We start from the raw sequence: 25,319 nt of genomic DNA, 5'->3' as shown, positions 1-25,319 counted from the left end.
AAAAGAAGACTCTTAATATGGTCTTCCCTCATTATAAGCATCAATATACTCAGAAGTTTTTATTAAAGAATAAATCCATAAAGCTATTGCTGGAATAAATCCTAAACCTAATGTTAAAACTCCTATTATATTTAAAATCCAACATAAAAAGAACATTGCAATTCCATCTGCCCATTTATCCACATAACATAATCCAGCACCAGTAATTAAAAATCCTAATAGAAGACCAATACCCTTACTTTTAGTATTGTATGGTCTATTATACTGATTATTATATCCTTGATTGTTTGGGTAATTGTTAGGATTTTGATTGTTATATTCATTGTTATTTGGATAATAATGAACATCTACTTTGTTATTTGGTTGATTATTATTATCTATAGAAGTTCTATTTTTATCTACTTTTGGTTGACTATTTTCTATATTAGAGTTATTTAGTGGAAAATCCATGGTTTTGCCACATGAATTACATACAGATTCATCATTTTCATTTTCAAATCCACAGAATGGACATTCCATTATTTATCACCATTTAATATTTGTTTATAATTAAGTAAATAAAAGATATCTTTCTTAAAATATATTACTTTAACTAATATTATCCTTCAAAAAAAAAATTCTTAAAATTAAATAAAAAAATAATTATCATATGATAAAAACATGCTTAAATTAGATAATTAAAAATATTATAAAAAAATAGTTTACAAGATAAGTTAAAAATTTAGTAATTTTAAAAAGAATAAAAGAAAGGAAATAAATATAAGGATTAGTTTTCTAAGTAAGAAAGTCCCGTAATTTATTTCCAGTAAAAAAGTACATAATAATTTTACTATGACATGATGCAGATCGTACCTTGTTTACCCAGGTAATACAGGTCGTACCTTGCTCATGGTCACTCTAAATTATTATTTAATATATATAATACTTTTATATTTTTTTACTTGGAAAACTCCAGTCTATATTTATGTTCAACATATTATATAAACTAAACCCTATATTTATCAACAAAATCAACTAACTTATAAAGCTGGGTTGATTAAGTCACGTTCACCGCTAGGCATAAATTCTCTAACAGCACCTTTTGCAATACATTCTCTTGGGTGAGCCCAATCGAAGGATAAGTTTTTATCAGCAAATGCTACTTTTATTAATGGGTTAAGTGCAAATGCGTCTCCTCTTGCTGCGTGTGGTGCTTGAGCAATACCTGCATATTCAGGTTGGTGACCTACGTTCATTGCGTAGTTAGGGTAGTTAGGACCTCTTAATTCGTGAATAAGTCCTTCATCACTTCTTACAGAGAGTGAGTTGGATGATCCACATTGATCTTGTAAGTCGTAACCATAGAATCCTAATCTACTGTGACCTTCTTTGTGTAATAATTGACTTAAGTACCATCCATTTACACCTGCGTTAGAGTTAGCAGTTGCGAATGCTACTGAACAACCTGCACCTGCTGCAAGAACTGCTGCTCTTTGTGATCCACCAAAGTGGTCTTCTAATGCTGCAGGGATTTCGTATTGTTCTAATCCGTATAAGGTTACTTCACTTGCAATGTCTTTTACAACTTCGGAAGTTGCTTCAGCTTGACATAATCCACCATATTTACCTTCTACGTAGTCTTTACCATAGTAAATGAAGTCATCTAATATTTCATCTGTGTATGCTGCTGTAGCATATTGTGTGAATCCTACACCACCAGACATGTATGAACCTAACCATACTTGGTCGTATAATGGTGCTGCTCCACCAATAACTTCTAAAGTTACTTCAGCTGGGTCATCTGTTACTCTGCTTGTTTGTACCATATCAGAGAATGCACCGAAGGTTACACCTCCAGGTTCGTTTGGACCTCTTGCTCTTCTTGATGGCATTGCACTAGCCATGGAAATTACATCTGCGTGTTTTGCTGCGTATGAGAAATCAGCAATAGCTGCTTCTCCTGCACATAATTTGTATGCAGAAATGAAACTCATACCAATTTGCATAGCAGACCATCTGGAGGTTGTACCTCCATCACAAGCACGTACTACTAATGTAGGTACTCTACTTACTTGGTAGGTTTTTTTACCTATGTATTTTTTGAGCATTTCAGCTTGTTCTTCAGGGAACTCTTTGTTGATGTCGATTACAAATCTTTGATCTAATTGATCTAATAAGTCGTCGTCACCAGTGAATATTTTTGCGTAGGAATCAGTTACTAATCCAGGGTCAACTTCTACCATGTGTTCTTGTACAACTGCTCCTCCAGGGAGTGCGTGGTTGATTGTTTCAAGGTATTCGTTGATTGTTTCAGGAGTAACTTCTACACCTAATCTTTGTTCAAGTACACCGTGAGCTGTATCCATACCTACAATTACAGTTCTTTTAATATCGTCTACTAATTGTTGAATTGCAGAGTTGTTACAGAAGTGAAGGTCGTCTCCTTCTACATATGTGTCTGTTCCAGATACTTGGTATGCCATTAATTTTCTTTGTCCAAGAGGTACACCTATATCTGGGTTGTAGAATGGTAATCCTCCACGTGCTTCTACAGCTTTTTCAGCTTCTTCAGCAAATTCTCTTTTTCTTGCGGATTGTTCCCATCCACCATAGCAGTAAAATTTAGTGTTTTCTTCTTCAGGGTCTTCATCGAATTTTTCTTTTAAAGCCTTTAAGAATAATTTTTTCTCATTATCCATTAGTTACCACCTAATTTACTTTTTAAATCGTTGTTGAATACTTCTAAACCATATCCACCATCAGTTCTTGCGAAGTGAATAGCTTCAACTACTTTAATAACTTCTTCATCATCTCTTAAGCTGACGTTGTCAGATCTGTAGATGGTTGTTATTTTCTTAAGTTCGTCTTCTGGTAATGGTTCTCCTACATCAATAGGTTCATCAAGTTCTACTCCTACTTGATCTTTTACGTATACAACGTGACCAGTTTCTTTATCGAATACGTATCTTTGTAATGCATCAAACATTAATCCGTCTTCATCAAGTCTTAATGAGTGACCGTGTACGGTTGCTCCTCTTAAACCTGTTTTAGCGGAATCAAAGAATTCAGATTCTAATAATAATTTGGAAGTTTCTTCTAAGTCAGATTCTCTCATTTCAATTACTTGTCTTCCTGAGAGTGTACCTGTATCTACTCCTCTGAATCTTCTCATGTATGATCTTGCTCTGTCGTATGGTTGAGCAGGTGCATTATACATTGAGTCTGCGAATTGTATGTATCTTATACGAATTCCTTTTTTAGCTCCGTCGATTGGTTCTACGAAGTCTTTCATAGTATCTTCTTCAAAGTCCATTTCATCAAGAGGTGGGTGTACTGTTTTGTAACCTTCTCCTGGGTTTCTGTGACTTAAAAGTTTTACTATATCGTCATCTGCAATATTTCTAAGTTTTTTAAGTTCATGATCTGGATTCATGTGTTTTTTACGGTTTTCTGCAATAACACTTTCTCCAGGATAATATTGTACTTCATATGCCATTTACAATCACCTGATATATCTTATGGTTTCTGATGATTTTGCATTTGGATCAACTAATCCGATAAGTCTTGAATCTATTTTATCTTCAAAACCTTGACCATATTTCATATAATCACTTACAGTTGTATTTGTTTTTGTAAACACACCAACTGAAACATTATATCCGAATTTTAAGGTTTCATCTAAAATATTATTGACTTCTGTTACAAAATCTTCAAGATTGTCTAATTGGACTGTTAAAATTATTTCTCCAACAGATACTCTCAATGGAACATCGTTACCCTTAACATTAATTGTTTTCCTATCAGTGTGATTTACTGGTGCTCCCCTTGCTGGACCCATAGTCACTACTGTAGGTAATCTTTCACCATTTATTAAAATTCTTAAAACACCTTCCAACTTCATTACCTTGTTTAAGATAGTTTCTGTTGTTTCAGGTTTTAAAATTCTATCTGGAAAAATTTTTACATCGGTTGCTTTTATAACATTAACTTCTGCTTCATTATTATCTGTTGACATTTTAAACATTCCTTATAATTAGAGTTTATCTTTTACTTGACTAGCTCCTTCAGCAACATATTTTACTGGTTCTCTTAAATTGTCTACGCTACCATATACTTCTCCAACTAAACCTGATGTAGATTCTACAGAGAACATCTGTGTACCTGCATCTAAAGCCATAGCTGCTGCGTTACATGGGATAGCATATCCTTTACTGTGTCTTGTTACTACGTGGTTACCGTTGAAAACACCAGGTCCTCCACCACCGTAAATACCGTGTGAGAAGAAACTCATACCTACACCTGTACCCATTACTCTACCAAAGTCTACACCAGGTAAACCTGCTTCGTATTCTAAGATATCGTTAAAGTATAATATAGATGATGCTACACCTTGAGCTGCTCTTGCTGCACCTACGTTAACAATTGTAGCTGCAATAAGACCTGCTGCTGCATATGCATTCCATAATGCCCAGTCAACTGGTTCGTATAATTTGAATCCGGAAGGTAATGTTTCTTTTACTCTGATTACTCCATCATCTAAAGCTCTAGATAATAATGAAATAATTACATCACCGAGTGTTGCTTTACCATTTTCTTTTACTAAGTCATAAACTATGTTGTTTGCGTTTAATCCTTGGTATGCTAATCCTAAAAGGTGGCTTCTTTCGAATGCACCTACTGCGTCACCCATTTCGAATGTTGCAGTTTGTTCTAAAATAGAGGATAAAGCTACTGCGTTAAGAGTATTTTTCTTTGTAATAGCTACTACGTGGTTTGCTCCAATGTTTCTTAGACTGTAACCTAATCCTTCAAGGTGAGTTGTTTGACCTAATAAGGTAGTTAATGCTCCGCCTAATTTTACGTTGTGTGGGTATCCACCCATAGCTGCTGTTTTAATTTCAGAAGCTTGATATTTGTTGATGTCAAAAGTATCGAGAATAGCTTGAATTAATGCTGATCCTGTTGCTAATGGTGCTACAGAGTAGTCACCTGCAATACTTAATCTTTCTGAAGGAACTTGAACTAATATTTGTTTTCCTCCATTTAATAAGTTTAAATTGAAATCATCATCATCACTAACTTTTAACATTTTTTCAATTTTGTCAGCAATTGCATCTGCATTGTCAACAATATCTAATTCCAATTCTCTTCCAGGAATAAAATTAGCTTTTCCACCGTATGCTCCGTTTGCTAATGATTTTTCAATACCTGCTAAGTTTATAGCAACAGAACGCTTAATCTCTTGTATAATATTTTTAATTGTAGGGTTTATTACTGGACTAATTGCTTCTAGAGGTACTTGTTCTTCTAAAAGTTTTCCATCTACCCCATACAAATCTATTTTGTCTTCATATGTTGGCATTTATATGTACACCTCTTAAATTATATTCATTAAGAAATGAAATTATCATATTCATTCCGGGTTACTATGTTCTATAATACTCTTTTTTTCCACAATTACTATTGATGTTATTCTCATTAAATTGATTTAGTTGGTGAAAATAATTTAATGAAACAAGAAAGTAATTTTTTTTATATTTGTACATTGAATGTACTGGTGAAAAAAAATTCAGTTTTAAATCAATTATTTATAAACTTAAGTAATAGAAATATACCCCTCCAACTGTTATCTAAAAATACATTTCCATAATTTTTGTGCTCAAATATTCATACAAAGAATAAATACTCCTAGTAACACGAATTACCACTAGGATATAATTTAATAACCGTTTATAGTACGTTTAATTCATTATGAGTAATACAAAGATAAACATTATTATTGAATATTTTGTAATACTAATTGTTATTTGTAATAAATATTCTTACAATTGAAATATATAATAAGAATAAACATATAAATGTTTTTACTTTTTAAGTAAAAATAAATCAGATTTAAAACTATAAAAAAAGGTTTTTTAAGTAAAATAATAAAGAAATTATTTTTAGTTAGACCTTAAGTTTATTAAAAAATGCTTGATTAAAAAAAAATTTAAGTTAAGTTCTTTTGAGTTAAATCCAATGGAGATAAAAAATGTTACAAATAGTGATAAATAATTTAGAAAATGGAAAAATAGAAAGTGAAGATTTAGAATATATTCTCCAATTAGATGATATAGAAAGTATTACTTTTTTATATGAAAAATCACAAGATACTCAAAGAAAATTAAATGAAAATATAAAACTTGAAACTAATATTTATTATCCTGACATTTATGGTGTTGATGATAATTGTCCTACATGTGGTTATAGAACACCACAGTCACATAAAAAATATAATCCTGAATATATTAAAAATATCATAGATTATAATATTAGAGATATTTCATCATATCCAATAGAGGCTATTAATTGTTATGGTAGATGTAATTCTAAAATTGAAGATCTTATCCTAGTTTTAAAAATATTGAGTAGATATGATTTAGGTGTTAATGTTAAATTAGAGAATTTTGATGATTACTATGAAATTAGTAATTACAATATAAATTCATTGATTATTGATTATACACTAACAAATCACAATCCCTTTATTAAAAGAAATCATGTAAATTTCAATAAGAAGATGTCAAAACTATCAAAAATAATTAAAGATAATTCAAATATTCAAATAGTATGTGAATTTATGATAAATAATTGTGAAAGACATGTAGACCTAAAACATACAATTGATAATTTACTTAAAATAAATCCTGATGTTATTGAAATTATAGGATATGATCCATTCTATGATACACCAGAAGAATACAATCCACAGTATACACAAGACTACATTAAAAAAATAATTTCAATACTAAGAATAGTATTTCCAAAAACAAAACTGAAAATAAAATATGCTACAAATAAAAACAATGACATAAAAAACTATCTAAAACTAGGTATTAACATCATTAGTGGAGTATATTTTAATAAAACAAATCCCTCAATATACAATGTAGATGAAATTATAAATCAAATATAAACATACAGTTTTTTTTTGAGAAAAAAAATTAAAAAATCCTACTATTTTTAAAAAATAATACTAATATTTCAAAAAAAAGTAATTTATAAAAAATAAAAAGCATAGCTTCATTAGTCAAGATAAATCTCATACTATGAAGTCTATGTTCCCATTTGTATTATTTTAGTCATAATCTGTTTGTAATATCTAACAAACAATATTAAATACAATACCCTATTAGTTTAAAATATTTAAACTAATTAAATATTTGAAAGAAAAAGAAATAAGAGATAGAATCCCTTATTTCATAATTCAAGTACACTCTTCATTAGAAGATCGTATTTTTAGATTTATTTACTTAGACTTTTTTAACTAAGTTACCCATGTGATCATATACTTCTACTGTAGATAATCTCATTTGGGTATCTAATTGATGAGTAGCACAGGATAGACATGGATCGTAAGCACGAATAACCATTTCCATTAAGTTGAAGATTTTATCGTCAACTTCTACTCCAGGTTTTATGTAGTTTTTAGCTACTTGTTGAATACCCATTTCCATAGCTGGGTTGTTTTGTACTGTAGCTACTACAATGTTTGCTTTAGTTACTAAACCGTTTTCATCAGTTTCGTAGTGGTGAGTTAATGTTCCTCTTGATGCTTCAACAATACCTACACCTTTACCAGTGATTTGTGAACGGTCAATAGCTCCAGGACGTTTTTCTCCACTTAAATCTCCTTCAAGACCATCTACAGCCAATTCAGAAGCTGCTACTAATTCGATTAATCTTGCTGGGTGGAATAATAAAGGTTCTTGAGCATATCCGAAGTCTTTTCTGAATTCATTTAAGTAATCTTGAGCTCTTTCTGCTGCATCAGGCATTTTTGTACATACATTAATTCTTGATAAAGGAGCTACTCTGTAGATACCTTCAGGATATCCTAACTCTTTTATGTATGGGAATTTTAACCAGGAGTATGGTTTTACGCCTTCAGCCATGTAGTCGGTGTAATCTTGTGAACCAAATTCAGCGTAGATGTCACCTTTTTTATCGGTCATTCTTACATTACCGTTGTACATATCCCAACTACCATCTTTTTTATCTACTAAACCACAGTGGTATGTTTCTACATTACCAAGTGTTTTAATAAGATCCATGTTTTCTTCAAAGATAGGTTGTGCTGCATCCCATGTATCTAATGAAAGTTCAAGTGCTTCTTGAGCTTTTACTAAATTATCTTTTTGTTCTTCGTCTGTTAATTCAGTGGTAATTCCACCAGGTGTGTTGGATACTTGGTGAATTGGTCTTCCACCAATTGCAGTTACGATATCTTGAGAGTTTCTTCTTAATGCTAAAGCTTTTTTAGCTAATTCAGGTGCATCTTTAATAATTTGGAATACATTTCTAGTTTTTCTATCTTTTCCACCTATGAAATCAGGTGCAGATAAGAAGTAGAAACTTAATGTGTGTGAGTGCATTACAGATGCCCAGTTCATAATTTCTCTCATTTTGTATGCAGCTGGAAGTATTTCATCGTCATTATAACCAAATACTTGGTCACATGCTTTTGCTGCAGCTAAGTGGTGTTGTACGTCACAAATACCACAGATTCTAGGTACGATTCTAGGTACTTCTTCAATAGGTCTTCCTTGTAAGAATTTTTCAAATCCTCTGAATTCCATTACATGTAATTTTGTATCTTTTACATTTCCTTCTTCATCAAGATCTACTGTAATTTTAGCGTGACCTTCGATTCTTGTTACAGGTTCTAATGTTAATTCTACCATATATTTTTTCCTCCTTCATTAATTAGTTTTTAATTTTTAATGGGATTAAAGCTGCTGGTAATGTGTAAGTATAGAATGTTCCTACTACATCTTCTACTTGATTTGCAACTTCTTCAGGATCTACAGTTTTATCGTCTTCTACACCAAAGTCTGATGAGATAGCACTTATCATTTTTGCTCCTGCATCTAATATTTTGTCAGTAGGACCGTAACATCCACGACATGGTGTATCTACTGCTGGACATTGTGCTCCACATAAAGGACGGGTTGCAGGACCTAAACAAATTATACCTTGTGGTACTAAACATAAATCTTTGTCTGTTGCTCCAACTTCCCATGGCCTTTTAATGGTATCCATTGCCATACCCGTAGGTGGTTTTTCTCTTTCACATACATCACAAAGGTTGTTATCTGGAATTTCCACAGGTTCACCTTTTACTAAAGCAATGACTACTTGTGCAATTACTTCAGATTTTGGTGGACAACCAGGTAATGCTGCATCTACTTTTATAACATCAGCTAAAGGTCTTACTCTGCTTTCTAAGTGAGGTACAGATTCACTTGGAATGATTCCATCAGGGTTTACAGTAGAACAAGAGTTTAAGTATGCTTCTTCTTCTAATTCTTCTGGAGTGTATAAGTTACCTAATCCAGGAATTCCTCCGAATTCTGCACATGAACCGTATGCTACAACCATATCAGCTTTTTCTCTTAATACTTCAGCTAATTCTCTGTTTTCTTCGTTACGGATTCCACCTTCTATGAATATGATATCCATGTGTGGAATTTCATCATATTTTGTATCCATTAATACTGGGCTGAATTCGAATTCTGCAACGTCTAATACGTCTAATAATAATTCGTGTAAATCAGTTAATGCGATGTGACATCCAGAACATCCACCTAGCCACATTGTTCCTATTTTTACTTTATCTGCCATTACTTATGCCTCCTGATTTATTTGTTCTTTGAGTGGTGAAGGACCAAGCTCTTGGATTTCTGCAGTTACTCTTCTAATTGTATTTGCGAATTTTTCACCTTCAGAAGCTGAGATCCAGTCGTGTTGTACTCTTTCTTTTTCAAGACCAAGTTCATCTAATAATCTGTATACTAATCTCATTCTTCTATCAAATTTGTAGTTACCTGCATCGTAGTGGCAGTCACCCATATGACATCCACCTACAAATACTCCGTCTGCTCCTTCTCTTAGAGCTTTGAGAATAAATTGAGGTTCGATTCTTCCAGAGCACATTACTCTGATCATTCTTATGTTAGGTGGGTATTGCATTCTTGATGTTCCTGCTGTATCTGCTCCACCATAGCAGCACCAGTTACAACTGAAAACGATTATCTTAATATCGTCGTTAGCCATATTTTTTCCTCCTATTTAAAAAACATGATTATTTTTTTATTCAAAAAAATAATTCTAACTCATTTTTGTTTTAATGAATTTAGACATTTAAATTAATATTTAAACACGTGCTTATTGTATCAGTTAATGATACAATATTAAAAAAATGTACAAACTAAAATAATGTACAATATTATATCACTATAACTATTATTATAAAGGTTGTTTTATATTATAAACCATTAAGTTTAAATATAATGAAAGAAATTTGTCATGATTTTTAGTATTTTTATTAAGAAAAAAAATAAATTCAAAACGCACCTAATCCACAGATCATGTAGATTAAAGAGCAGACAATCTTTTTTTAAAAATATAATTTTTTTGTAAAAATCCTTAAAAACTTTAGGTAAACCTAAAAAAATAATTATTAACAAATACAAATTTAAAAATAATAACTTATCTTACAAAAACAAAAAATAAGAAATTTTCTTTATTAAAAATAGAAAATAAAACATGAATAAATGATTTTAAAAATTAATATGAAAAATTACAACACAATATGAGACCTAAATTATAAAAGTTAAAAAAAATATATTTCAAAATATATTTAATTAGATATTAAAAATAAAATTTTTTTATGATATAATAATTGTATTATAATTACAATATTTGGTGATGAAATGCTACTTGAAATATCAGATTTAGAAGTAGAAGTAGAAGGAAAAAAAATACTAAAAGGCGTTAATCTTAACATAGATGAAGGTGAAACACACGTATTACTTGGCCCAAATGGGGCAGGAAAAAGTACACTATTTATGACCATACTTGGATTTCCAAAATATAAAGTTACAAATGGAAAAATAATATACAAAGGTCAAGACATAACAGACTTAGAAACTCCTGAAAGAATAAAATTAGGATTAGGAGTAACATTTCAAAATCCCCCATCAATACGTGGAGTTAAATTAAAAGACCTAATAAAACTTGTAGACAAGAAAAATGAATGCAAAGAAGACGAAGAACTAACAGAAGATGTTATTAATCTAGGAAAAAGACTTAAATTAAATGAAAACTTCCTAGAAAGAGATGTTAATCTTGGATTCAGTGGTGGAGAAGTAAAAAGATCAGAACTCCTACAACTATTAGCCCAACAACCAGACCTAATAATGTTTGATGAACCAGATTCTGGAGTAGACATTGAAAATGTTGAATTAATATCCAAGGAAATTATTAACCTACTTGACCAAGAAAATGAAAACAGTCAAAAAGGTGGATTACTCATTACACACCTTGGATACATACTTAGATTTGTAAATGCTACACATGCACATGTGTTAATTGATGGAAAAATAGCACGTACAGGTGAACCTGAAGAAATAATAGAAAAAATCAGAGAATCTGGATTTGGAGATGTATAAACATGGTATCAATAAAAGATAAAGCCGAAAAAGCTATAAATAAAAAAGCAGCAATAGGTGCTGATGTTGACTTATCAGAATTCCATTCAGAACCTACAGATGCACATGAACATATTGATTCATTAGAAGACCTACAAAAAGTAGATCTTGAAACATTAACAAGTGTTGGTGTAGATGCTACAGAAGAAGATAGAGCTGCATCATTTTTACAAATGGACCAATCTGAAATATTTGTAAAAAACATGTTTCCAGGAGTAGAAGTAATGGGAACAGCACAAGCACTTGATAAATACGACTGGTTAAAAGATTATATGTGGAAAGCTGTACAAGTAGATGCAGACAAATATACCGCAGCAACAGAACTTGGTGCAAGAAGTGGATACTTCATAAGAAGTCAACCAAATACTAAATTAGACATACCAGTACAAGCATGTATGTATATTGGTGATGATGAAGTAAGACAAACTGCACATAACATCATAATAGCAGAAGAAAATTCAGAAATAAACATAATAACTGGATGTTCCACTGCAAAACATGTTGATAATGCAGCACACATCGGTGTTTCTGAATTCTATCTTAAAAAAGGAGCAAAAGTAACCTTTACAATGGTACATAACTGGGCTAAAGAAGTGGATGTTCGACCAAGAACTGGAGTTATAATGGAAGATAATAGTACATACATATCCAACTACATACTAGCACATCCAGTAAGAAATCTTCAATCATATCCTACAGCATATGCAAATGGAGATAATTGTAAAGTATTTTTCCAATCTATTCTTGCAGGAAAAGAAGACTCAGTAATTGATCAAGGATCAAGAACCATACTAAAAGGTAAAAATTCACAATCTGAAATGATAACCAGAGCAATATCTGAAGATCAATCTTCAATCTATACACGTGGAGATTTACTAGGTATGTCACCAGATGTAAGAGGACATCTTGAATGTATGGGTCTAATATTATCAGATGAATCAAAAATATATTCTGTTCCAGAACTTAGAGGAGAATCCACAAATATGGAATTATCACACGAAGCTGCAGTTGGAAAAATAGCTGAAGAAGAAATTCAATACTTAATGGCTAGAGGATTAACTGAAGAAGAAGCAGCATCCATGATTGTAAGAGGATTCCTTGATATTGATATTAAAGGATTACCTGATGAATTAGCAAAAGAAACCAAAAATTTAATGGATATGAGTATGGAAGGAATGTGAAATTTCTTCATTCACTCTTTTTTATAATAATTCCCTAATATTCAAAAAATATAGTTAATTCCCTAAGTTATATAATAAATTATGAATCATACTATTATAGATTGTTGGTTTTTCATGACTTAACTGTTAAAAAGCCTACAGATTTATATTTAAAAATCTAAACCATGTAGAAGTTAAGTAATTAACTATAAAATAAATTACTCTTTTTGTAAAAAATGCTCTTTTTGTAAATAAATAATCTCTTATAAAAAAAATAGTCTAAAATATGGAGAATAAAGTGTGCGACAACTATTTTGTCCTATTAATTGGATATATTTTATTAGCTATGTTATACGAATATTTGATAAATATAAACATAATAACAATAAAATCTTGTTAAAAAAATACTAAAACATAATTGTTGCACATTCTCAAATATGCTTAAAAAAAGTAAAAAAAAGATAATGTATCTTTTCCCTTATCCAGAGATTATAATAAATTCTCCAACTTTTTCAACTTTACCAAATGGTACAACTAATAAATCACCATTACGTTTAGCACCTTTAACATTAACAGCTCTGTCAGTTTCAGTTTTAATTATAATGTTAGTAATTTTACCTGTTTTTTCATCTATTGTTAATTCTTCTAGTTGACCTAGAATACGTGCACTACTAGTTGCCACTTGATATCCTTGGATATCTGCCCATAATTTTTCTTCGCCTTTAATTAATTCCCTTTCATTTGTCATATGTGTCCACCTAAACGTATCTTATATTACCTAATTGATAAACATTATTAAATAGTATATTTATTTTCAAAAGTATATATAATTTATTTAAACTACCATCTTTTTTTAATATAATGTTCAGATAAATCTAAATCATCAAGTGTATTGATGTTAAAAGCCAGTTCTATATTTTTTGATACATAAATTGTTTGATCTTGTTCTTTGTTATTTGCCAGTAGTAAATTAACACCTGTTGGAACCAATCCTTCATAAACCATTGTTGGTGTTATTCCATATTTCTCAAATAAATATGCTGGAACTGATACACACATAGCAGGTTTTTTTCTTTCATAATAATTATCTAACACATCATCAATTTGAGTTGATGTGATAAATGGTAAATCAGAAACTATTGTCATAACTACTTCATCCTCATCAACATATTTTCTATTTGAAAGAATATCTGATAAGTCCTCAATATAACCTAGACCCTTAGTTTTTACTACAATAACAGGATATTTTTTCACATAATCTGCAGTACATGGAGTATTTGGACTTACAGCCACCAATATCTTATCAATATATGTTGAAAAGGATAATGCTTCTATTACATAACTTATCATTGGTTTTGTATTGACTTTAACCATTGGCTTTTCATAATCTAAGTCTAATCTAGTACCTTTTCCACCAGCCATAATCAATGCAGTTGTCATATTAAAGCTCCATTTATTATAATGTATATATTTATCTCTATCTATTAATTAATATAAACATAAAATAAATAGTATTTAAAACATAATCTATATAAATAATGAAAATTATATTCTAAAAAGAATTTAAATAAACAAAAACAATATAGGAAAAGAAGAGTATGTTAGAAAATTTAAAAACAGTAATTTTACTTGGATTCTTATCAGCAGTTCTTGTAGTTGTATGTGGATTTATAGGATCAATATTCAGACTAGGTGGACTTGGTATTTTACTTGGTTTAATCTTTGCTATAATCATGAATTTTGTGTCCTACTTCTATTCTGATAAAATTGCACTTTCATCATACAATGCAAGAATAGTAACAGAAGCAGAATCTCCAAACTTACATAGAATTGTTGGTGAATTAGCAGCAAATGCTAATATTTTAAAACCAAAAGTAGCAATTATAGAAACAAGTACTCCAAATGCATTTGCAACAGGACGTAACCAACAACATGCAGTAGTAGCAGTGACTACAGGTATTTTAAATATTCTTGATGAAGAAGAATTACGTGGAGTTATTTCACACGAATTAGGACACGTTAAAAATAGAGATATTCTTATTAGCTCTGTAGCTGCAACTGTTGCTGGTATGATCGTTGCTATTGCTAGTTATGGAAGATATGCAATGTTTTTTGCATCTGATGATGATGCTGGTAATATAATTGGTGCTGTGTTAATGTCAATAGTAGGACCTATTGCAGCAACAATTGTTCAGTTAGCTATTAGTAGATCTAGAGAATATAAAGCCGATGCTACTGGTGCTCAAATATCTGGTAATCCATTAGCATTAGCTAATGCTCTTAGAAAATTAGAATTTGGAAACATCAATGATCCCATGATGGATGCTAAGTCAACTGATGCTCATATGTTTATTATGAATCCATTAAGTGGTGTTGGAAGTAAATTACAAAACTTATTTTCAACACATCCATCTACAGCAGATAGGATTCAAAGATTAGAAGAAATGGCTAATAACCATTCCTACTAAAATCATTTTTTCTTTTTTTATCTTTTTTTAGAAAGTTTTATTCTTTGTTGCATTATGCACATACCACCTCTACTTCCACCAACAGGATTTATAGGTGTTCCAAGGGAATTCATACATCTTGCCATCATTAGTGCCCCAAGTGCTAGTCCATCTGGTGTAAATAATATATTATCAAAGCTATTTTTCAGATACTTTTCTATGAAATATGGTTTGTATCCAGTTATTCCAGCCCTTCCTGTTATTCCCAAAGTTGTTTTTGGTTGAATTATATTTAATTTACTTGTTTGGTCTATGAGTCTTTTAATAAAATATGCATACATATCATCAATTTGAAGTAAAATTTCAGAATTTGTATAGTCTTGTGTTATGTTGTTGAATGTTGTTATTAGTTTTTTAGAATTATTTATTCTTGAACCAATGATATTGATATTTTCTTGTTTTTGTAATGTTAAATCTATTCTAACTTGTCCAAATTCATCAAGATTTTTGGGAACTTTCATAATATCAATAAATTCATGTAATTTAATTGTATGTTTATGAAGAATATCTTCATTAAATTGAATGTTATTTTGATTATTTGCAATATCAATTGTAGACATATTATCTTCAATAACATCACACCCCCTTAATATAATATCAGATATTCCACCAGCCAATCCAATATAATTACATACTAACTTACCATATGGTTTTGAATCATCAACTACTTCTCCTGCAAGTGTTGTTCCCATATCAATAGATATAACAGGATTTCTATAATCAACAGTTGAACTTTTACTTGCTAGCTTAATACCTGCAGTAACAAGTTGACTTTCCATTTCATTAGATACAACACCAGTTTTCTTTGGAGAAGCTACTCCCACAATAGATCCATCAAATTTAATATTATTAAAAAAAGAAGATTTACGAATATGTTCTGGAATGTTATTAATAGAAAAGGGAGCCATCATTTGTGATGGTTTAATTCCAGCATTAAGACAACCATTAGATAATGACTTTATAATAACATCCATGTGATATGATAAAGAAGAAAGAGCAACAACACCAGTTGATCTTACAACAAAATCCAAGTCACTAACATCCAAGCCTACTTCACTAAGTGATTTTTTTATTATTCTAGAAACAGCTTTTTCTATAACTTGACCAGATAAAGGTTTGTTCCAAATAGTATGACCAAATACTTCTTCAGAGTCTCCAGGATTATCAACATTTCTAGTTAAATCCACACATTTATTTAATTCATAACTCTTATTTGTTTTAATATTAGTTGTAATAATAATAGATTTTATAGTAGTATTTCCAAGTTCAACAGATAAGACTGTGTAAAACTCTTTACCCATCTTACTTGAAGAAATACTAGGTATTGTAACTTTTTCTATTGACATAGTATCATAATAAATTTTTATATGGATGAGAATCTACAGCATTTATTCCAATAGCTTCATTAGCCTCTGCAATAAACATGTCAGTCATTGCACATGCAGTAAATGCTTTTCTTGTATTTTCAATAGGTCCAAATAATACAAAGTCCCCACCAACCATTTGCTGAACTATATTTGCACCAATATCACATACAGGCCATACTTCTGGATATTCCTTTTTATATTGTTTTATCCATTCCCATGCTGATGGAACATTATGAATTCCACTACCAGCAGGATAACCCCATATACTTTTTTCCTTAAATGTTGTTTTTACTGCAGAACCTCCACCTTGACCTAGAGGTGTAACAGCAACATCCATCAATGGTTTAATTATTCCACAGTCATCTGCAATTTCAAGTAAACCCTTATCTAAAACTCCAGCACCATCATCCCATAGTTTTATTTTCCCATCAACACCAGGTTGTGTTGGATTAAATCCAAGAATTATTGAAGAGGTTATATCAGAATTTATTAATGTATCAATTTCTTCATTATCAATTGACATATTAATTGAATTGTAGATTGTTCTTTCTGCAAGACCAGATTCTGTTACATATTTTGAACCTGCTATACGTGCCTGTGCAGATGTTGAATCTATTAAAAATGGAGATTCACTAATAGATGTTACAAAGTCAATATATTTTATTATTGCATCACTAGTTGCACCAAATATTTGAACAATATTAGGATTTCCTGTTTTATCAGTCATTTCATCCATAGTATTTAATAAAGTCTCTGCTTTTTCCTTATCAAAAATTCCTTTTTTCTCATCACTAATAATATTATGTCCAGCATAAAAGATAGTTCCAGCAAGTACTGTTGGATATTCACCAGGTTGTCCACCTACCTTTACACCATAAATATCGAATACTTCTTGTTTTTTTTCAAATTTAAACATAAACACACCTTTAAATAATACCTTTTTCTAAATTATATGAAATTTCATTAAAATAATAACTACTAATAATGCTAAGACCACACCATATAATATTCCAATATCTCGTCCTATACTTTTTCCATAATTTTGAGAAAATTCACCATGAGATTCCTCTAATTTTTGCTCTAGACTATCTAATCTATTATTAATATCTTCAATATCCTTTTTTGAATCATTTCCCACTAAAATCCTCCCCTATAATATGAAATAAATGGTAAACCCACTATAAACAAGGTTATTATAAATCCTATGAGAATTCCTTTAAAACGTGTTTTTTCAACACCACAAACTAATCTTTCTTTTCTTCCAATTAGCTGAGATTTATATTCTATAGATTCAACTAACTTACCTATATTATCTAATATCATTTACTCACAAACCTTGAATAATAATTATAAGAAAAACCAATGTTAAAATAAATCCAATAACTATACCTTCTATTTTTCCAGCATAATATCCTGAAGATATTTTTTCTAAAGAAGCAATTTGTTTTATTTCATTATTCATCATACTTATACGATTTTCAACCTCAAGTAGAACTATTGATGCTAAATCAACTGCTGAATCATCAGAAAATGTGACTTCATCAACTTCAAACTCCTCTTCAGGTGTTTCATTAAATTCAACAATCATTGCATCTTCATCATATGCTCCAGGATCATTACTAATACATTCATCTATTTTAGATGATATTTCACTAACATCCTCATTATTTATCATACTAACAATAGAAACTTGTTTTTGGAATCTTTCAACAGCTTCTACTGGTAAGTTTTCAACGAATGGAATAGCTCCAGGAGAACCAATAATTGATTTTTTCTCTTCATCAATACCATTTTCATATAATGCTTCAACTGTTTTACCAGTAATATGTCCTTGAACCTCAGATCCACATATAAGAACATAACGTATGTTTGAATTTGATATTATATTTGCAACAACCTTTTCTATTCCCAAGTTTTCTGTGTGTAATGGTCCTGAAATTGCAGCCCCTGCAGCTACCAATTCATCATTCATATTAGAACCTAGAGAGACTACTGCTACTGGACTTTCAACATTTCCCACTGCATAATCCCCAGTTTCTAAGGGCCAATTTTGAATAACTTCTTTTTTATCTGCCATATAATCTCCCCTTATTTTATACTAATAAAAGTATGAAAACTAATGCTATAATCACACCAATTACAATGTTTGTAATTAATCCTGCTTTTTCATATATTCCTTCTCTTCCAGGTTGTGATAGATTAGATGTTGTTCTAGGATCTAATGATGATTCTAGATTATTAATTGCCACTTCCAGAGTATCTATTTTTTCTACCAGATCATCAAATGGAAGATGTTGTTTTTGATTATTATCTTTTGTTCCTATTATACCATTATTAACATCTAAAACTAAATCATCATCAATTATAACTGCTGTTGTATCTACCAATTATATTCCCCCTTCATCATTATTAGGCCATAGTCCAGACCATTTTATTAGTGCAGCTTGCTGTTTTGTATATTTAATATATAATTTAAATGAAACTAACCATCCAATAATTGATATTATAATGTAAATATACCAGTATGAACTATTTAAAATACTAATAATTGAAATTATTATAAGCATTAAAAATGCATTGGATAAGGATAATGATAATGTTCTATACTGATCTTCATTTGGTCCCATACAAGAATTATATGGATTTTGTATTGCCATGACTGATAATATCATTAATATAATTATAAGTCCATTTTTAATTACATTTGAATAGATTAACATAATATCAGAGGATGAAACTATCAATGTAGACATTCCAATAATTGATATTACTGTTGCAATTGTTAATGTTATGAATGATTTTCTTAATATTTCAACTTGTATTTTGAAGATATGTGTACACATGAGTGAAATTACAAAAGCAATTATCATTGCTATTATCATACTAAATATTGGATATAATAAATTTTGATTAATTATTCTTGATATCATTACACCACATATCATACTAACAAGTCCTGCTGCTGTTAACATATAAACTATTGATGGAACTCCAGTACCTAAACTATATTTTCCTATGTGTCTAAGTGTATTTGTTCCACAAATAACACCTAATATTGTTGCAATAATTGAAAAAATACCACCAACCACAGGTATACTACTTAGTGCTATACAAATTAATCCGCCAACAATAGAACTTAAAATTATTATCTGAGAAGGTATTAAATCATCAGCCATTTAAATTCCACCCAATATTATCATATAAATAATAGCCAAGAATATTGATATTAAAAAACATGAAAATGTACCTGAAACTATTTTTTTCCTAAATTTCTTATCATAAAATCCTTGTATTGTACCACCAATATTGTATGATGCTACTACTGCAATAATAAAAAATAACATTACTGCAAGTATTGCTGAAATAGAATTTGTGTAGATTGATGAAAGATGACAATTTCCCAATATATAATTATAAATTGCCCAAAATGCCAAACTTCCACCAATTCCTCCAAATAATGCTCCAATAACCCCACTTATAAATGAAACTGTTGGTATTCCATGACCTGTTGTTCCAGGACTTACATATTCCTCCTGTTTAAAACCTGTAATTGGATCCCTTTCAAAGTTTGAAGATGCCAATGGAACACCTACCCCATAAACATGTATCATATTTGAAAAAAACATTGTTACAGCCATCATAAGCATTGAACCTATTGCTCCTGATAGAATTATTACTATTTCTGACTGACCCGTCATTGAAAGAGCTGAAAGTATTCCTGTAATTCCCATACCAATAGTTATCATAGGTGCTCCTGTAGGTACTCCAGCAGTTGTAGATAATGCTGCTGGTGCTCCACCTACAGGTATAAAATGAACTCCAAATCCTATTAATGTAGATCCTATTATTATACTAATTAATAATTCAAATATCATTATTATTCCCCATATTTTCCATATATTAAACGTGCATTTCGTTCCAATACATAATTTAGTATTATTAAAAAAATAACCAATATTAATCCTACTATTAATCCTCCAACAATTCCAAATACTAAAAATGTCCAGAAATTCAGAAAGATGATAATTCCAAAACATAAACCAGAGATAGGTCCACCAAATTTAGAACAGAACTTTGCCATGTCAATAGAATTTTCTGAACCTAGAGCTGATTTTGTTGTTATATGCCCATTTACAGAAACTGGAATTCCACTTCCAAATTCATGATGTTGATATAATTTTTCAGCACCATAAAATATATCTCCTACAGCAGAACCAATAGAACCTAACATTATTCCCACAAAGAATGTTACTATAGGTAGAGCTACTTGTATAGGTTGTGTTAATGAATAAACCATGATGTAAGACAGTGTTGTAATTGAAAATAAGCTTATAAATGCATGTGCTGCACTTGTAGGAATGTGTTTATATAGCATGTCCATGAATAATGGTTGATTATATAAAGCTTGGCTTGTTATACGACCCATGTATGAAGTAATGGAAAATATTACTTGAACTATTGTAGCAACAAGTGAAGATATTATAAGTACTAATAAAACTGGTTGGTGTATATATATTAATGTGTATGCTACTGCACCAGATATTGTAGCCATTGAACCAACAAGTAATGGTTCACCAGAAACTGCTCTATTAAATAATTTATGTAAATTACCTATTTGTGGTGCAAGTTGTACTTGTGAATTTGGATTACTAGTTGATGCTACATCAGATTCTAAATCTTCAAATATTCCTGCAATAATTGCAAATAATCCCATTAAAATAACTAAAAACATGTTGAAAATTTCCATATAATTTCTCCAAATTACTTAGTATATTTTACAATGGATGTTTCCACTTTATTTATTATTTCATCTAATTTCTCTTGAGTACATGATTCTCCACGAATAACATCAGTTATGAGTTCAACAATAGTACCCTGTGTTTCAGATTTTTCAGGTTTTACTGCAACAGTATTTACCCCTATTTTTGCAAAATCTTCAAAATCCAATGGATATTGTGCTATAATAATAACAGGTTTATTAATATGTTTAAGAGCATGTTTTGCCTTGTATATTATATGATTTTTTACTCCTCCAAAATGGAACAATACAATATTATGTCTACTCATCTGGGAAATTTCCTTAGGAGTTACACCAAATAAACCTTGTCCTCCACCACTAGGCGTGTCTTTTGGTACTCCAGAACCTGCATTAAGAACCAAGGTACTTGTTTGAATATTTGATTCTCTTAGAGCAAATGTTATTTCACAAACTGGTTTTGTAATATGTCTACGTCCTGGAGACATTGCAACAGCAAGTAATTCATCCCCACATTGTGCATATGTTCCACGCTGAGCAATTCCACCACCTTCACCTATTCCGCGTGTTTCCCTACAGTCAACTATATGTGTATTTTTTCCAATCATTTCTATCATGCAACCTTTGATTAATATGTTCTCAAAATATTATCATATATACTATATAGATATGGATTACATCCATTATATTATTATTTAAAATTATTTTTAAAATATATTTAAAAGTATTACTAATTTAAATTCATTTGAATTAATATTATAATGATTAACAAAAGAATTTGAAGAGAATATATTCCAAAATACGTGAAATAATATCTTATTTTCCTAAAAAAATATTATTTATCCATGAATATTCTATCGATACTATTAAAATATATAATTTAGAAATAAATATTTATGCAAATTATGGCCGATGTTGGAGGAATACCAGGAAAAAACTGTAGAGGTTTTTGTGAATACTGTTATTTCAAAAAAGTTACACAAAAAAAGGTATTAGGTTGTAAAAACTGTCCACCAGGACAAATTGGTTGTCCACATTGTACAACAGATACTAATATGACAAGGGATTATTTCCCACCATACCAAGTATTATCCTCACTACAAACTAATATTTTTCAAACAAGACTTCCTAAAGATACACTGGTTAATATCACAGGAGATGGTGATGTTAGTTGTTATCCTCATTTACTTGAATTAACTAAAGGAATACATGATATGGGTCTACCTATTCATCTAGGTTATACTAGTGGAAAAGGAATAGATGATGTATCAACAGTTGATAAACTCATTAACAATGGAGTTATTGAAACTACCTACACTGCATTTTCCACAGATGCAAAGCTTCGTGAAAAATGGATGCATGACCCTACAGCAGATGTGTCTATTCAAGCATTGAAGCGTTTTTGTGAAAGTTGCGATGTTCATGCAGCATCAATTATAATACCAGGAGTAAATGATGGAGACATACTGGCTAAAACCTGTGCTGATTTAGAATCATGGGGAGCTAAAGCATTAATTTTAATGCGATTTGCAAACACTGCAAATCAAGGTCTTATTCTTAATAATGGTCCTATAATTCCAGGAATAAAAGAACAAACACTGACAGAATTTGAGAATCTTGTAAGAGAAACTGCTAAAAATTATAATTTACGTGTTACAGGAACACCAGTTTGTGATCCTGAAACTGATGCACCATATGCATTATCCAAAGATAAAAATAAAGAGTACCTTGAAATACTTACACCAGTAAGAGCTGAAGCTACTATTGTTACAAGTAAAATATCTGCTCCCTATATTGAGAAGATTCTTGAAAATCTCAATGCTGCAGATTATGTTAATGTAGTTAGTACATCTCAAGAGATTGCATGTTTAATTACTGAACATGATTTAAGAGAAATAGATTTAAATGAAGTGAAGGATACTGTAATTATACCTGGAAGATGTTATGTTCATGACCTTGTTGCTGAGAAAATATTTAGAAGTGATGGTAAATTCAGATTAATACATCGTGGACCAGATATGTTAACTGCTGATGGTGAAATGAGTGGAACATTAAGTAAGAATGATGTTCTAAAACAGGAATTAATGGCATTTGAGGATTTAATTGAATTAATAAATTATATGGGTGTACATATATAATAAAAAATAGAATGGGATAATAATGAAAGGGAAATTAATTGGAGACATATTAGTTGTTAAGAAAGTACCAGAAGATATTGATGAAATAGTAAAACTTCCATATATCAATAGAATTATTAAAATTGGACATATACATGGACAAAAAAGGGAACCTGAAATTGAAATGATATATGGTGAAGGTACTAGAACTATTCATAAGGAAAATTATTGTAAATATGCAATTGATGTTGCAAAGGTAATGTGGTCTAAGGGAAATACTGGTGAAAGACTTAGGATGAGTAAATTACCAGAGGATAATGAAACTATTATTGATATGTTTGCAGGAATTGGATACTTTACAATTCCAATGGCTCTACATTCTAATCCAAAAAAAATATATGCAGTGGAAATTAATCCCAATTCTTATAATCTATTATGTGAGAATATCAAGTTAAATAAGGTTGAAGATATTGTAGAACCTATTCTTGGTGATTGTAATAACCAAGAATTTGATCATGTTGCTGATAGAATCATGATGGGATATATTGGTACTACACATCATTATCTTGATAGTGCAATAACTTATCTTAAAAATGGTGGTATAATTCATTATCATGAATCTACACCTGAACCTATTCTATTTAAACGACCAGTTGAAAGAGTGAAACTCGCTGCTAAAAAGCAGGGACGTGATATTGAAGTACTAAACAAACGTAGTATTAAAAAATATTCACCAGGAGTTCATCATACAGTTGTTGATATTAGAGTACTTTAATTTTTAATTCTTTTTTGAAGTTTCAATGCTTTTTCATAAACTTCTTTTTTTAAATAAGTTTCATCAATGTACTTATCATATACTGGTAATCTTTCCACTAAATTATAATTTATTGAATTTAGTTCATATTCTAATTCTTTAATTTTTGGCCATTTACTCTCTGGATTAACATAATCCATTGTTAGAGGTGATATTCCCCCAACATCATCGGCTCCCATAAATGCAAACAATGATATTAATTTCTGATTTAGATTTGGTGGTATTTGAATACTAATATCTGGAAACATCAAAGTTGCAACTAATGTTAATTTAATTAAATCAACAAGTGGTGGTTCTGGATGATTTTCCATAGGTATTCCACTTTTTGGTTTGAAGTTTTGAAGTATTATTTCCTGAATATGTCCATATTGATCTTGTATTTCTCTTATTTTAAGAAGAGAATCTATTCTATCATTTTTTGATTCACCTATACCTATTAGTAATCCTGTTGTAAATGGAATGTTTTCTTTTCCAGCATTTTCAATGAATTCTATTCTTTTCTTTGGATTTTTACCTGGACTGTCCCTATGTACTATTGTTTTTAATAGTTTTTCATTTGTTGTTTCAAGCATCAGCCCCATTGATGCATTTACTTGTGATAATTTATATAACTCATCCCTTGATATTATGCCCATATTTGTGTGTGGTAGAATATTATAGTTATTTAGAGCCTCTTTTGATAAATCATATAGGTAATCTACCATTGATTCATAATTATATCGTGATAGTTTTTCTTGAATTAATTCATTTTTATCTGCTGATTCCCCAAATGTGAATAATGCTTCTGTACAACCATATTTCATAGATTTTTTAATTGTTGAAAGTACCTCCACTTTATCCATTAATAAAAAATCTGCTTCTTGTGGTGTTTGTTTAAATGTACAGTATCCACAATTATTTTGACAGATGTGTGTTAGAGGTAGAAAAATATTTCTAGAATATGTAATATTCTTATTTGTCTTATTTATATTGATTTTTTTTATTATGTTAAGTATATCAAATATATCATAATCTAAAATATTTCTAGCTTCTTGTTTTGATAATTGATTCAAAAATATCACCTCGAAAAATAGAATAAAAAAAATAGG

The 25,319-nt window shown here is 30.3% G+C and carries 27 protein-coding genes; 6 read left to right on the top strand and 21 right to left on the bottom strand.

Annotation, left to right across the window (positions count from 1 at the left end; all coding sequences use genetic code 11):
* Positions 1 to 12: 12 nt before the first annotated feature.
* From BZ132_RS01725 to mcrB, 5 genes are all read right to left on the bottom strand, one after another.
* Positions 13 to 519 (bottom strand): hypothetical protein, encoded by a 507-nt coding sequence (locus tag BZ132_RS01725; RefSeq protein WP_286940265.1) that lies wholly within the window; start codon positions 517 to 519, stop codon positions 13 to 15.
* A gap of 500 nt (positions 520 to 1,019) precedes the next feature.
* Complete coding sequence (gene mcrA, locus BZ132_RS01720) at positions 1,020 to 2,678, bottom strand: coenzyme-B sulfoethylthiotransferase subunit alpha (RefSeq protein ID WP_011405931.1); 1,659 nt, start codon at positions 2,676 to 2,678, stop codon at positions 1,020 to 1,022.
* Complete coding sequence (mcrG, locus tag BZ132_RS01715) at positions 2,678 to 3,475, bottom strand: coenzyme-B sulfoethylthiotransferase subunit gamma (protein ID WP_011405930.1); 798 nt, start codon at positions 3,473 to 3,475, stop codon at positions 2,678 to 2,680. Before mcrG ends, mcrA begins: the two co-directional genes overlap by 1 nt.
* Before the next feature lie 6 nt (positions 3,476 to 3,481).
* Positions 3,482 to 3,994, bottom strand: coding sequence for a methyl-coenzyme M reductase operon protein D (gene mcrD / locus BZ132_RS01710; RefSeq protein WP_112149341.1), 513 nt, complete (start codon positions 3,992 to 3,994; stop codon positions 3,482 to 3,484).
* A gap of 18 nt (positions 3,995 to 4,012) precedes the next feature.
* Positions 4,013 to 5,341, bottom strand: coding sequence for a coenzyme-B sulfoethylthiotransferase subunit beta (mcrB, locus tag BZ132_RS01705; RefSeq protein ID WP_112149340.1), 1,329 nt, complete (start codon positions 5,339 to 5,341; stop codon positions 4,013 to 4,015).
* Positions 5,342 to 6,010: 669 nt separating this feature from the next.
* Between mcrB and BZ132_RS01700 the strand changes: the two genes are divergently transcribed.
* Positions 6,011 to 6,934, top strand: coding sequence for a hypothetical protein (locus BZ132_RS01700; RefSeq protein ID WP_286940261.1), 924 nt, complete (start codon positions 6,011 to 6,013; stop codon positions 6,932 to 6,934).
* Positions 6,935 to 7,271: 337 nt separating this feature from the next.
* On the opposite strand, the gene BZ132_RS01695 is transcribed toward BZ132_RS01700, so the two are convergent.
* From BZ132_RS01695 to BZ132_RS01685, 3 genes are read right to left on the bottom strand one after another with little or no spacing between them, the layout of a single operon-like run.
* Positions 7,272 to 8,702: a Ni/Fe hydrogenase subunit alpha gene (locus BZ132_RS01695; RefSeq protein ID WP_011405926.1), complete on the bottom strand. Its 1,431-nt coding sequence runs from the start codon at positions 8,700 to 8,702 to the stop codon at positions 7,272 to 7,274.
* Positions 8,703 to 8,724: 22 nt separating this feature from the next.
* Positions 8,725 to 9,642, bottom strand: a complete 918-nt coding sequence (locus BZ132_RS01690) for a F420-non-reducing hydrogenase subunit G (RefSeq protein WP_011405925.1) — start codon at positions 9,640 to 9,642, stop codon at positions 8,725 to 8,727.
* A gap of 3 nt (positions 9,643 to 9,645) precedes the next feature.
* Positions 9,646 to 10,074: a hydrogenase iron-sulfur subunit gene (locus tag BZ132_RS01685; protein WP_011405924.1), complete on the bottom strand. Its 429-nt coding sequence runs from the start codon at positions 10,072 to 10,074 to the stop codon at positions 9,646 to 9,648.
* Positions 10,075 to 10,733: 659 nt separating this feature from the next.
* Here BZ132_RS01685 and sufC point away from each other — a divergent pair.
* Positions 10,734 to 11,471 carry a Fe-S cluster assembly ATPase SufC gene (gene sufC / locus BZ132_RS01680; RefSeq protein ID WP_286940258.1) on the top strand — a complete coding sequence of 246 codons (738 nt, stop codon included), beginning with the start codon at positions 10,734 to 10,736 and terminating at the stop codon, positions 11,469 to 11,471.
* A gap of 2 nt (positions 11,472 to 11,473) precedes the next feature.
* Positions 11,474 to 12,691 carry a SufD family Fe-S cluster assembly protein gene (locus tag BZ132_RS01675; protein WP_112149337.1) on the top strand — a complete coding sequence of 406 codons (1,218 nt, stop codon included), beginning with the start codon at positions 11,474 to 11,476 and terminating at the stop codon, positions 12,689 to 12,691.
* 457 nt (positions 12,692 to 13,148) lie between these two features.
* Here the strand turns inward: BZ132_RS01675 and BZ132_RS01670 are convergent, their stop codons facing one another.
* Both BZ132_RS01670 and BZ132_RS01665 read right to left on the bottom strand, forming a co-directional pair.
* The gene (locus BZ132_RS01670; protein WP_011405921.1) at positions 13,149 to 13,418 is read right to left on the bottom strand and encodes a PRC-barrel domain-containing protein; all 270 of its coding nucleotides are present in this window, start codon (positions 13,416 to 13,418) and stop codon (positions 13,149 to 13,151) included.
* A gap of 92 nt (positions 13,419 to 13,510) precedes the next feature.
* The gene (locus BZ132_RS01665; RefSeq protein WP_011405920.1) at positions 13,511 to 14,110 is read right to left on the bottom strand and encodes a GTP--adenosylcobinamide-phosphate guanylyltransferase; all 600 of its coding nucleotides are present in this window, start codon (positions 14,108 to 14,110) and stop codon (positions 13,511 to 13,513) included.
* A gap of 158 nt (positions 14,111 to 14,268) precedes the next feature.
* Between BZ132_RS01665 and BZ132_RS01660 the strand changes: the two genes are divergently transcribed.
* A complete protein-coding gene (locus tag BZ132_RS01660; RefSeq protein WP_286940257.1) occupies positions 14,269 to 15,138 on the top strand; it encodes a zinc metalloprotease HtpX in 870 nt (289 codons plus the stop codon).
* A gap of 17 nt (positions 15,139 to 15,155) precedes the next feature.
* Here BZ132_RS01660 and BZ132_RS01655 read toward each other — a convergent pair whose 3' ends face one another.
* From BZ132_RS01655 to mcrC, 10 genes are read right to left on the bottom strand one after another with little or no spacing between them, the layout of a single operon-like run.
* A complete protein-coding gene (locus BZ132_RS01655) occupies positions 15,156 to 16,523 on the bottom strand; it encodes a methanogenesis marker 14 protein (protein ID WP_286940255.1) in 1,368 nt (455 codons plus the stop codon).
* 4 nt (positions 16,524 to 16,527) lie between these two features.
* Positions 16,528 to 17,460: a tetrahydromethanopterin S-methyltransferase subunit H gene (gene mtrH, locus BZ132_RS01650; RefSeq protein WP_011405917.1), complete on the bottom strand. Its 933-nt coding sequence runs from the start codon at positions 17,458 to 17,460 to the stop codon at positions 16,528 to 16,530.
* A gap of 27 nt (positions 17,461 to 17,487) precedes the next feature.
* Positions 17,488 to 17,682: a tetrahydromethanopterin S-methyltransferase subunit MtrG gene (gene mtrG / locus BZ132_RS01645; RefSeq protein WP_011405916.1), complete on the bottom strand. Its 195-nt coding sequence runs from the start codon at positions 17,680 to 17,682 to the stop codon at positions 17,488 to 17,490.
* Positions 17,682 to 17,867, bottom strand: coding sequence for a tetrahydromethanopterin S-methyltransferase subunit F (gene mtrF / locus BZ132_RS01640; RefSeq protein ID WP_011405915.1), 186 nt, complete (start codon positions 17,865 to 17,867; stop codon positions 17,682 to 17,684). The genes mtrG and mtrF overlap by 1 nt, the downstream gene beginning before the upstream one ends.
* Before the next feature lie 4 nt (positions 17,868 to 17,871).
* Positions 17,872 to 18,621: a tetrahydromethanopterin S-methyltransferase subunit A gene (mtrA, locus tag BZ132_RS01635; protein ID WP_011405914.1), complete on the bottom strand. Its 750-nt coding sequence runs from the start codon at positions 18,619 to 18,621 to the stop codon at positions 17,872 to 17,874.
* Positions 18,622 to 18,637: 16 nt separating this feature from the next.
* Positions 18,638 to 18,931, bottom strand: a complete 294-nt coding sequence (gene mtrB / locus BZ132_RS01630) for a tetrahydromethanopterin S-methyltransferase subunit MtrB (RefSeq protein WP_011405913.1) — start codon at positions 18,929 to 18,931, stop codon at positions 18,638 to 18,640.
* Complete coding sequence (gene mtrC / locus BZ132_RS01625; RefSeq protein ID WP_011405912.1) at positions 18,932 to 19,720, bottom strand: tetrahydromethanopterin S-methyltransferase subunit MtrC; 789 nt, start codon at positions 19,718 to 19,720, stop codon at positions 18,932 to 18,934.
* Positions 19,721 to 20,419, bottom strand: coding sequence for a tetrahydromethanopterin S-methyltransferase subunit D (gene mtrD, locus BZ132_RS01620; protein ID WP_011405911.1), 699 nt, complete (start codon positions 20,417 to 20,419; stop codon positions 19,721 to 19,723).
* Positions 20,420 to 20,421: 2 nt separating this feature from the next.
* Positions 20,422 to 21,291 (bottom strand): tetrahydromethanopterin S-methyltransferase subunit E, encoded by an 870-nt coding sequence (gene mtrE / locus BZ132_RS01615; protein WP_011405910.1) that lies wholly within the window; start codon positions 21,289 to 21,291, stop codon positions 20,422 to 20,424.
* Between the two features lie 14 nt (positions 21,292 to 21,305).
* Positions 21,306 to 21,908 (bottom strand): methyl-coenzyme M reductase I operon protein C, encoded by a 603-nt coding sequence (gene mcrC, locus BZ132_RS01610; RefSeq protein ID WP_048059684.1) that lies wholly within the window; start codon positions 21,906 to 21,908, stop codon positions 21,306 to 21,308.
* A 288-nt stretch (positions 21,909 to 22,196) separates the two neighbouring features.
* Here mcrC and mmp10 point away from each other — a divergent pair, with 288 nt between their 5' ends.
* Positions 22,197 to 23,438, top strand: coding sequence for a methyl coenzyme M reductase-arginine methyltransferase Mmp10 (gene mmp10, locus BZ132_RS01605; protein ID WP_011405908.1), 1,242 nt, complete (start codon positions 22,197 to 22,199; stop codon positions 23,436 to 23,438).
* Positions 23,439 to 23,460: 22 nt separating this feature from the next.
* Positions 23,461 to 24,192 carry a class I SAM-dependent methyltransferase family protein gene (locus BZ132_RS01600; RefSeq protein ID WP_011405907.1) on the top strand — a complete coding sequence of 244 codons (732 nt, stop codon included), beginning with the start codon at positions 23,461 to 23,463 and terminating at the stop codon, positions 24,190 to 24,192.
* Here BZ132_RS01600 and cofG read toward each other — a convergent pair.
* Complete coding sequence (cofG, locus tag BZ132_RS01595; protein WP_011405906.1) at positions 24,189 to 25,292, bottom strand: 7,8-didemethyl-8-hydroxy-5-deazariboflavin synthase CofG; 1,104 nt, start codon at positions 25,290 to 25,292, stop codon at positions 24,189 to 24,191. The genes BZ132_RS01600 and cofG overlap by 4 nt on opposite strands.
* Positions 25,293 to 25,319: the final 27 nt, after the last annotated feature.

The organism is Methanosphaera sp. DEW79 (assembly GCF_003266085.1).
In the GTDB taxonomy this organism is placed as follows: Archaea; Methanobacteriota; Methanobacteria; order Methanobacteriales; family Methanobacteriaceae; genus Methanosphaera; species Methanosphaera stadtmanae.
This window is presented reverse-complemented; position numbering and strand designations above follow the sequence as displayed.

Bases quoted from the DNA above. Each gene is read 5' to 3' on its own strand.
- BZ132_RS01675 (WP_112149337.1), top strand. From the start codon at position 11,474: ATGGTATCAATAAAAGATAAAGCCGAAAAAGCTATAAATAAAAAAGCA.
- BZ132_RS01665 (WP_011405920.1), bottom strand. From the start codon at position 14,110: ATGACAACTGCATTGATTATGGCTGGTGGAAAAGGTACTAGATTAGAC.
- mcrA (WP_011405931.1), bottom strand. From the start codon at position 2,678: ATGGATAATGAGAAAAAATTATTCTTAAAGGCTTTAAAAGAAAAATTC.
- BZ132_RS01690 (WP_011405925.1), bottom strand. From the start codon at position 9,642: ATGGCAGATAAAGTAAAAATAGGAACAATGTGGCTAGGTGGATGTTCT.
- mtrE (WP_011405910.1), bottom strand. From the start codon at position 21,291: ATGGAAATTTTCAACATGTTTTTAGTTATTTTAATGGGATTATTTGCA.
- BZ132_RS01695 (WP_011405926.1), bottom strand. From the start codon at position 8,702: ATGGTAGAATTAACATTAGAACCTGTAACAAGAATCGAAGGTCACGCT.
- BZ132_RS01725 (WP_286940265.1), bottom strand. From the start codon at position 519: ATGGAATGTCCATTCTGTGGATTTGAAAATGAAAATGATGAATCTGTA.
- mcrG (WP_011405930.1), bottom strand. From the start codon at position 3,475: ATGGCATATGAAGTACAATATTATCCTGGAGAAAGTGTTATTGCAGAA.
- BZ132_RS01600 (WP_011405907.1), top strand. From the start codon at position 23,461: ATGAAAGGGAAATTAATTGGAGACATATTAGTTGTTAAGAAAGTACCA.
- BZ132_RS01655 (WP_286940255.1), bottom strand. From the start codon at position 16,523: ATGTCAATAGAAAAAGTTACAATACCTAGTATTTCTTCAAGTAAGATG.
- mtrH (WP_011405917.1), bottom strand. From the start codon at position 17,460: ATGTTTAAATTTGAAAAAAAACAAGAAGTATTCGATATTTATGGTGTA.
- mtrA (WP_011405914.1), bottom strand. From the start codon at position 18,621: ATGGCAGATAAAAAAGAAGTTATTCAAAATTGGCCCTTAGAAACTGGG.
- mmp10 (WP_011405908.1), top strand. From the start codon at position 22,197: ATGCAAATTATGGCCGATGTTGGAGGAATACCAGGAAAAAACTGTAGA.
- sufC (WP_286940258.1), top strand. From the start codon at position 10,734: ATGCTACTTGAAATATCAGATTTAGAAGTAGAAGTAGAAGGAAAAAAA.
- mtrF (WP_011405915.1), bottom strand. From the start codon at position 17,867: ATGATATTAGATAATATAGGTAAGTTAGTTGAATCTATAGAATATAAA.
- BZ132_RS01685 (WP_011405924.1), bottom strand. From the start codon at position 10,074: ATGGCTAACGACGATATTAAGATAATCGTTTTCAGTTGTAACTGGTGC.
- mcrC (WP_048059684.1), bottom strand. From the start codon at position 21,908: ATGATTGGAAAAAATACACATATAGTTGACTGTAGGGAAACACGCGGA.
- mcrB (WP_112149340.1), bottom strand. From the start codon at position 5,341: ATGCCAACATATGAAGACAAAATAGATTTGTATGGGGTAGATGGAAAA.
- BZ132_RS01660 (WP_286940257.1), top strand. From the start codon at position 14,269: ATGTTAGAAAATTTAAAAACAGTAATTTTACTTGGATTCTTATCAGCA.
- BZ132_RS01700 (WP_286940261.1), top strand. From the start codon at position 6,011: ATGTTACAAATAGTGATAAATAATTTAGAAAATGGAAAAATAGAAAGT.
- mtrC (WP_011405912.1), bottom strand. From the start codon at position 19,720: ATGGCTGATGATTTAATACCTTCTCAGATAATAATTTTAAGTTCTATT.
- BZ132_RS01670 (WP_011405921.1), bottom strand. From the start codon at position 13,418: ATGACAAATGAAAGGGAATTAATTAAAGGCGAAGAAAAATTATGGGCA.
- mtrD (WP_011405911.1), bottom strand. From the start codon at position 20,419: ATGATATTTGAATTATTAATTAGTATAATAATAGGATCTACATTAATA.
- mcrD (WP_112149341.1), bottom strand. From the start codon at position 3,994: ATGTCAACAGATAATAATGAAGCAGAAGTTAATGTTATAAAAGCAACC.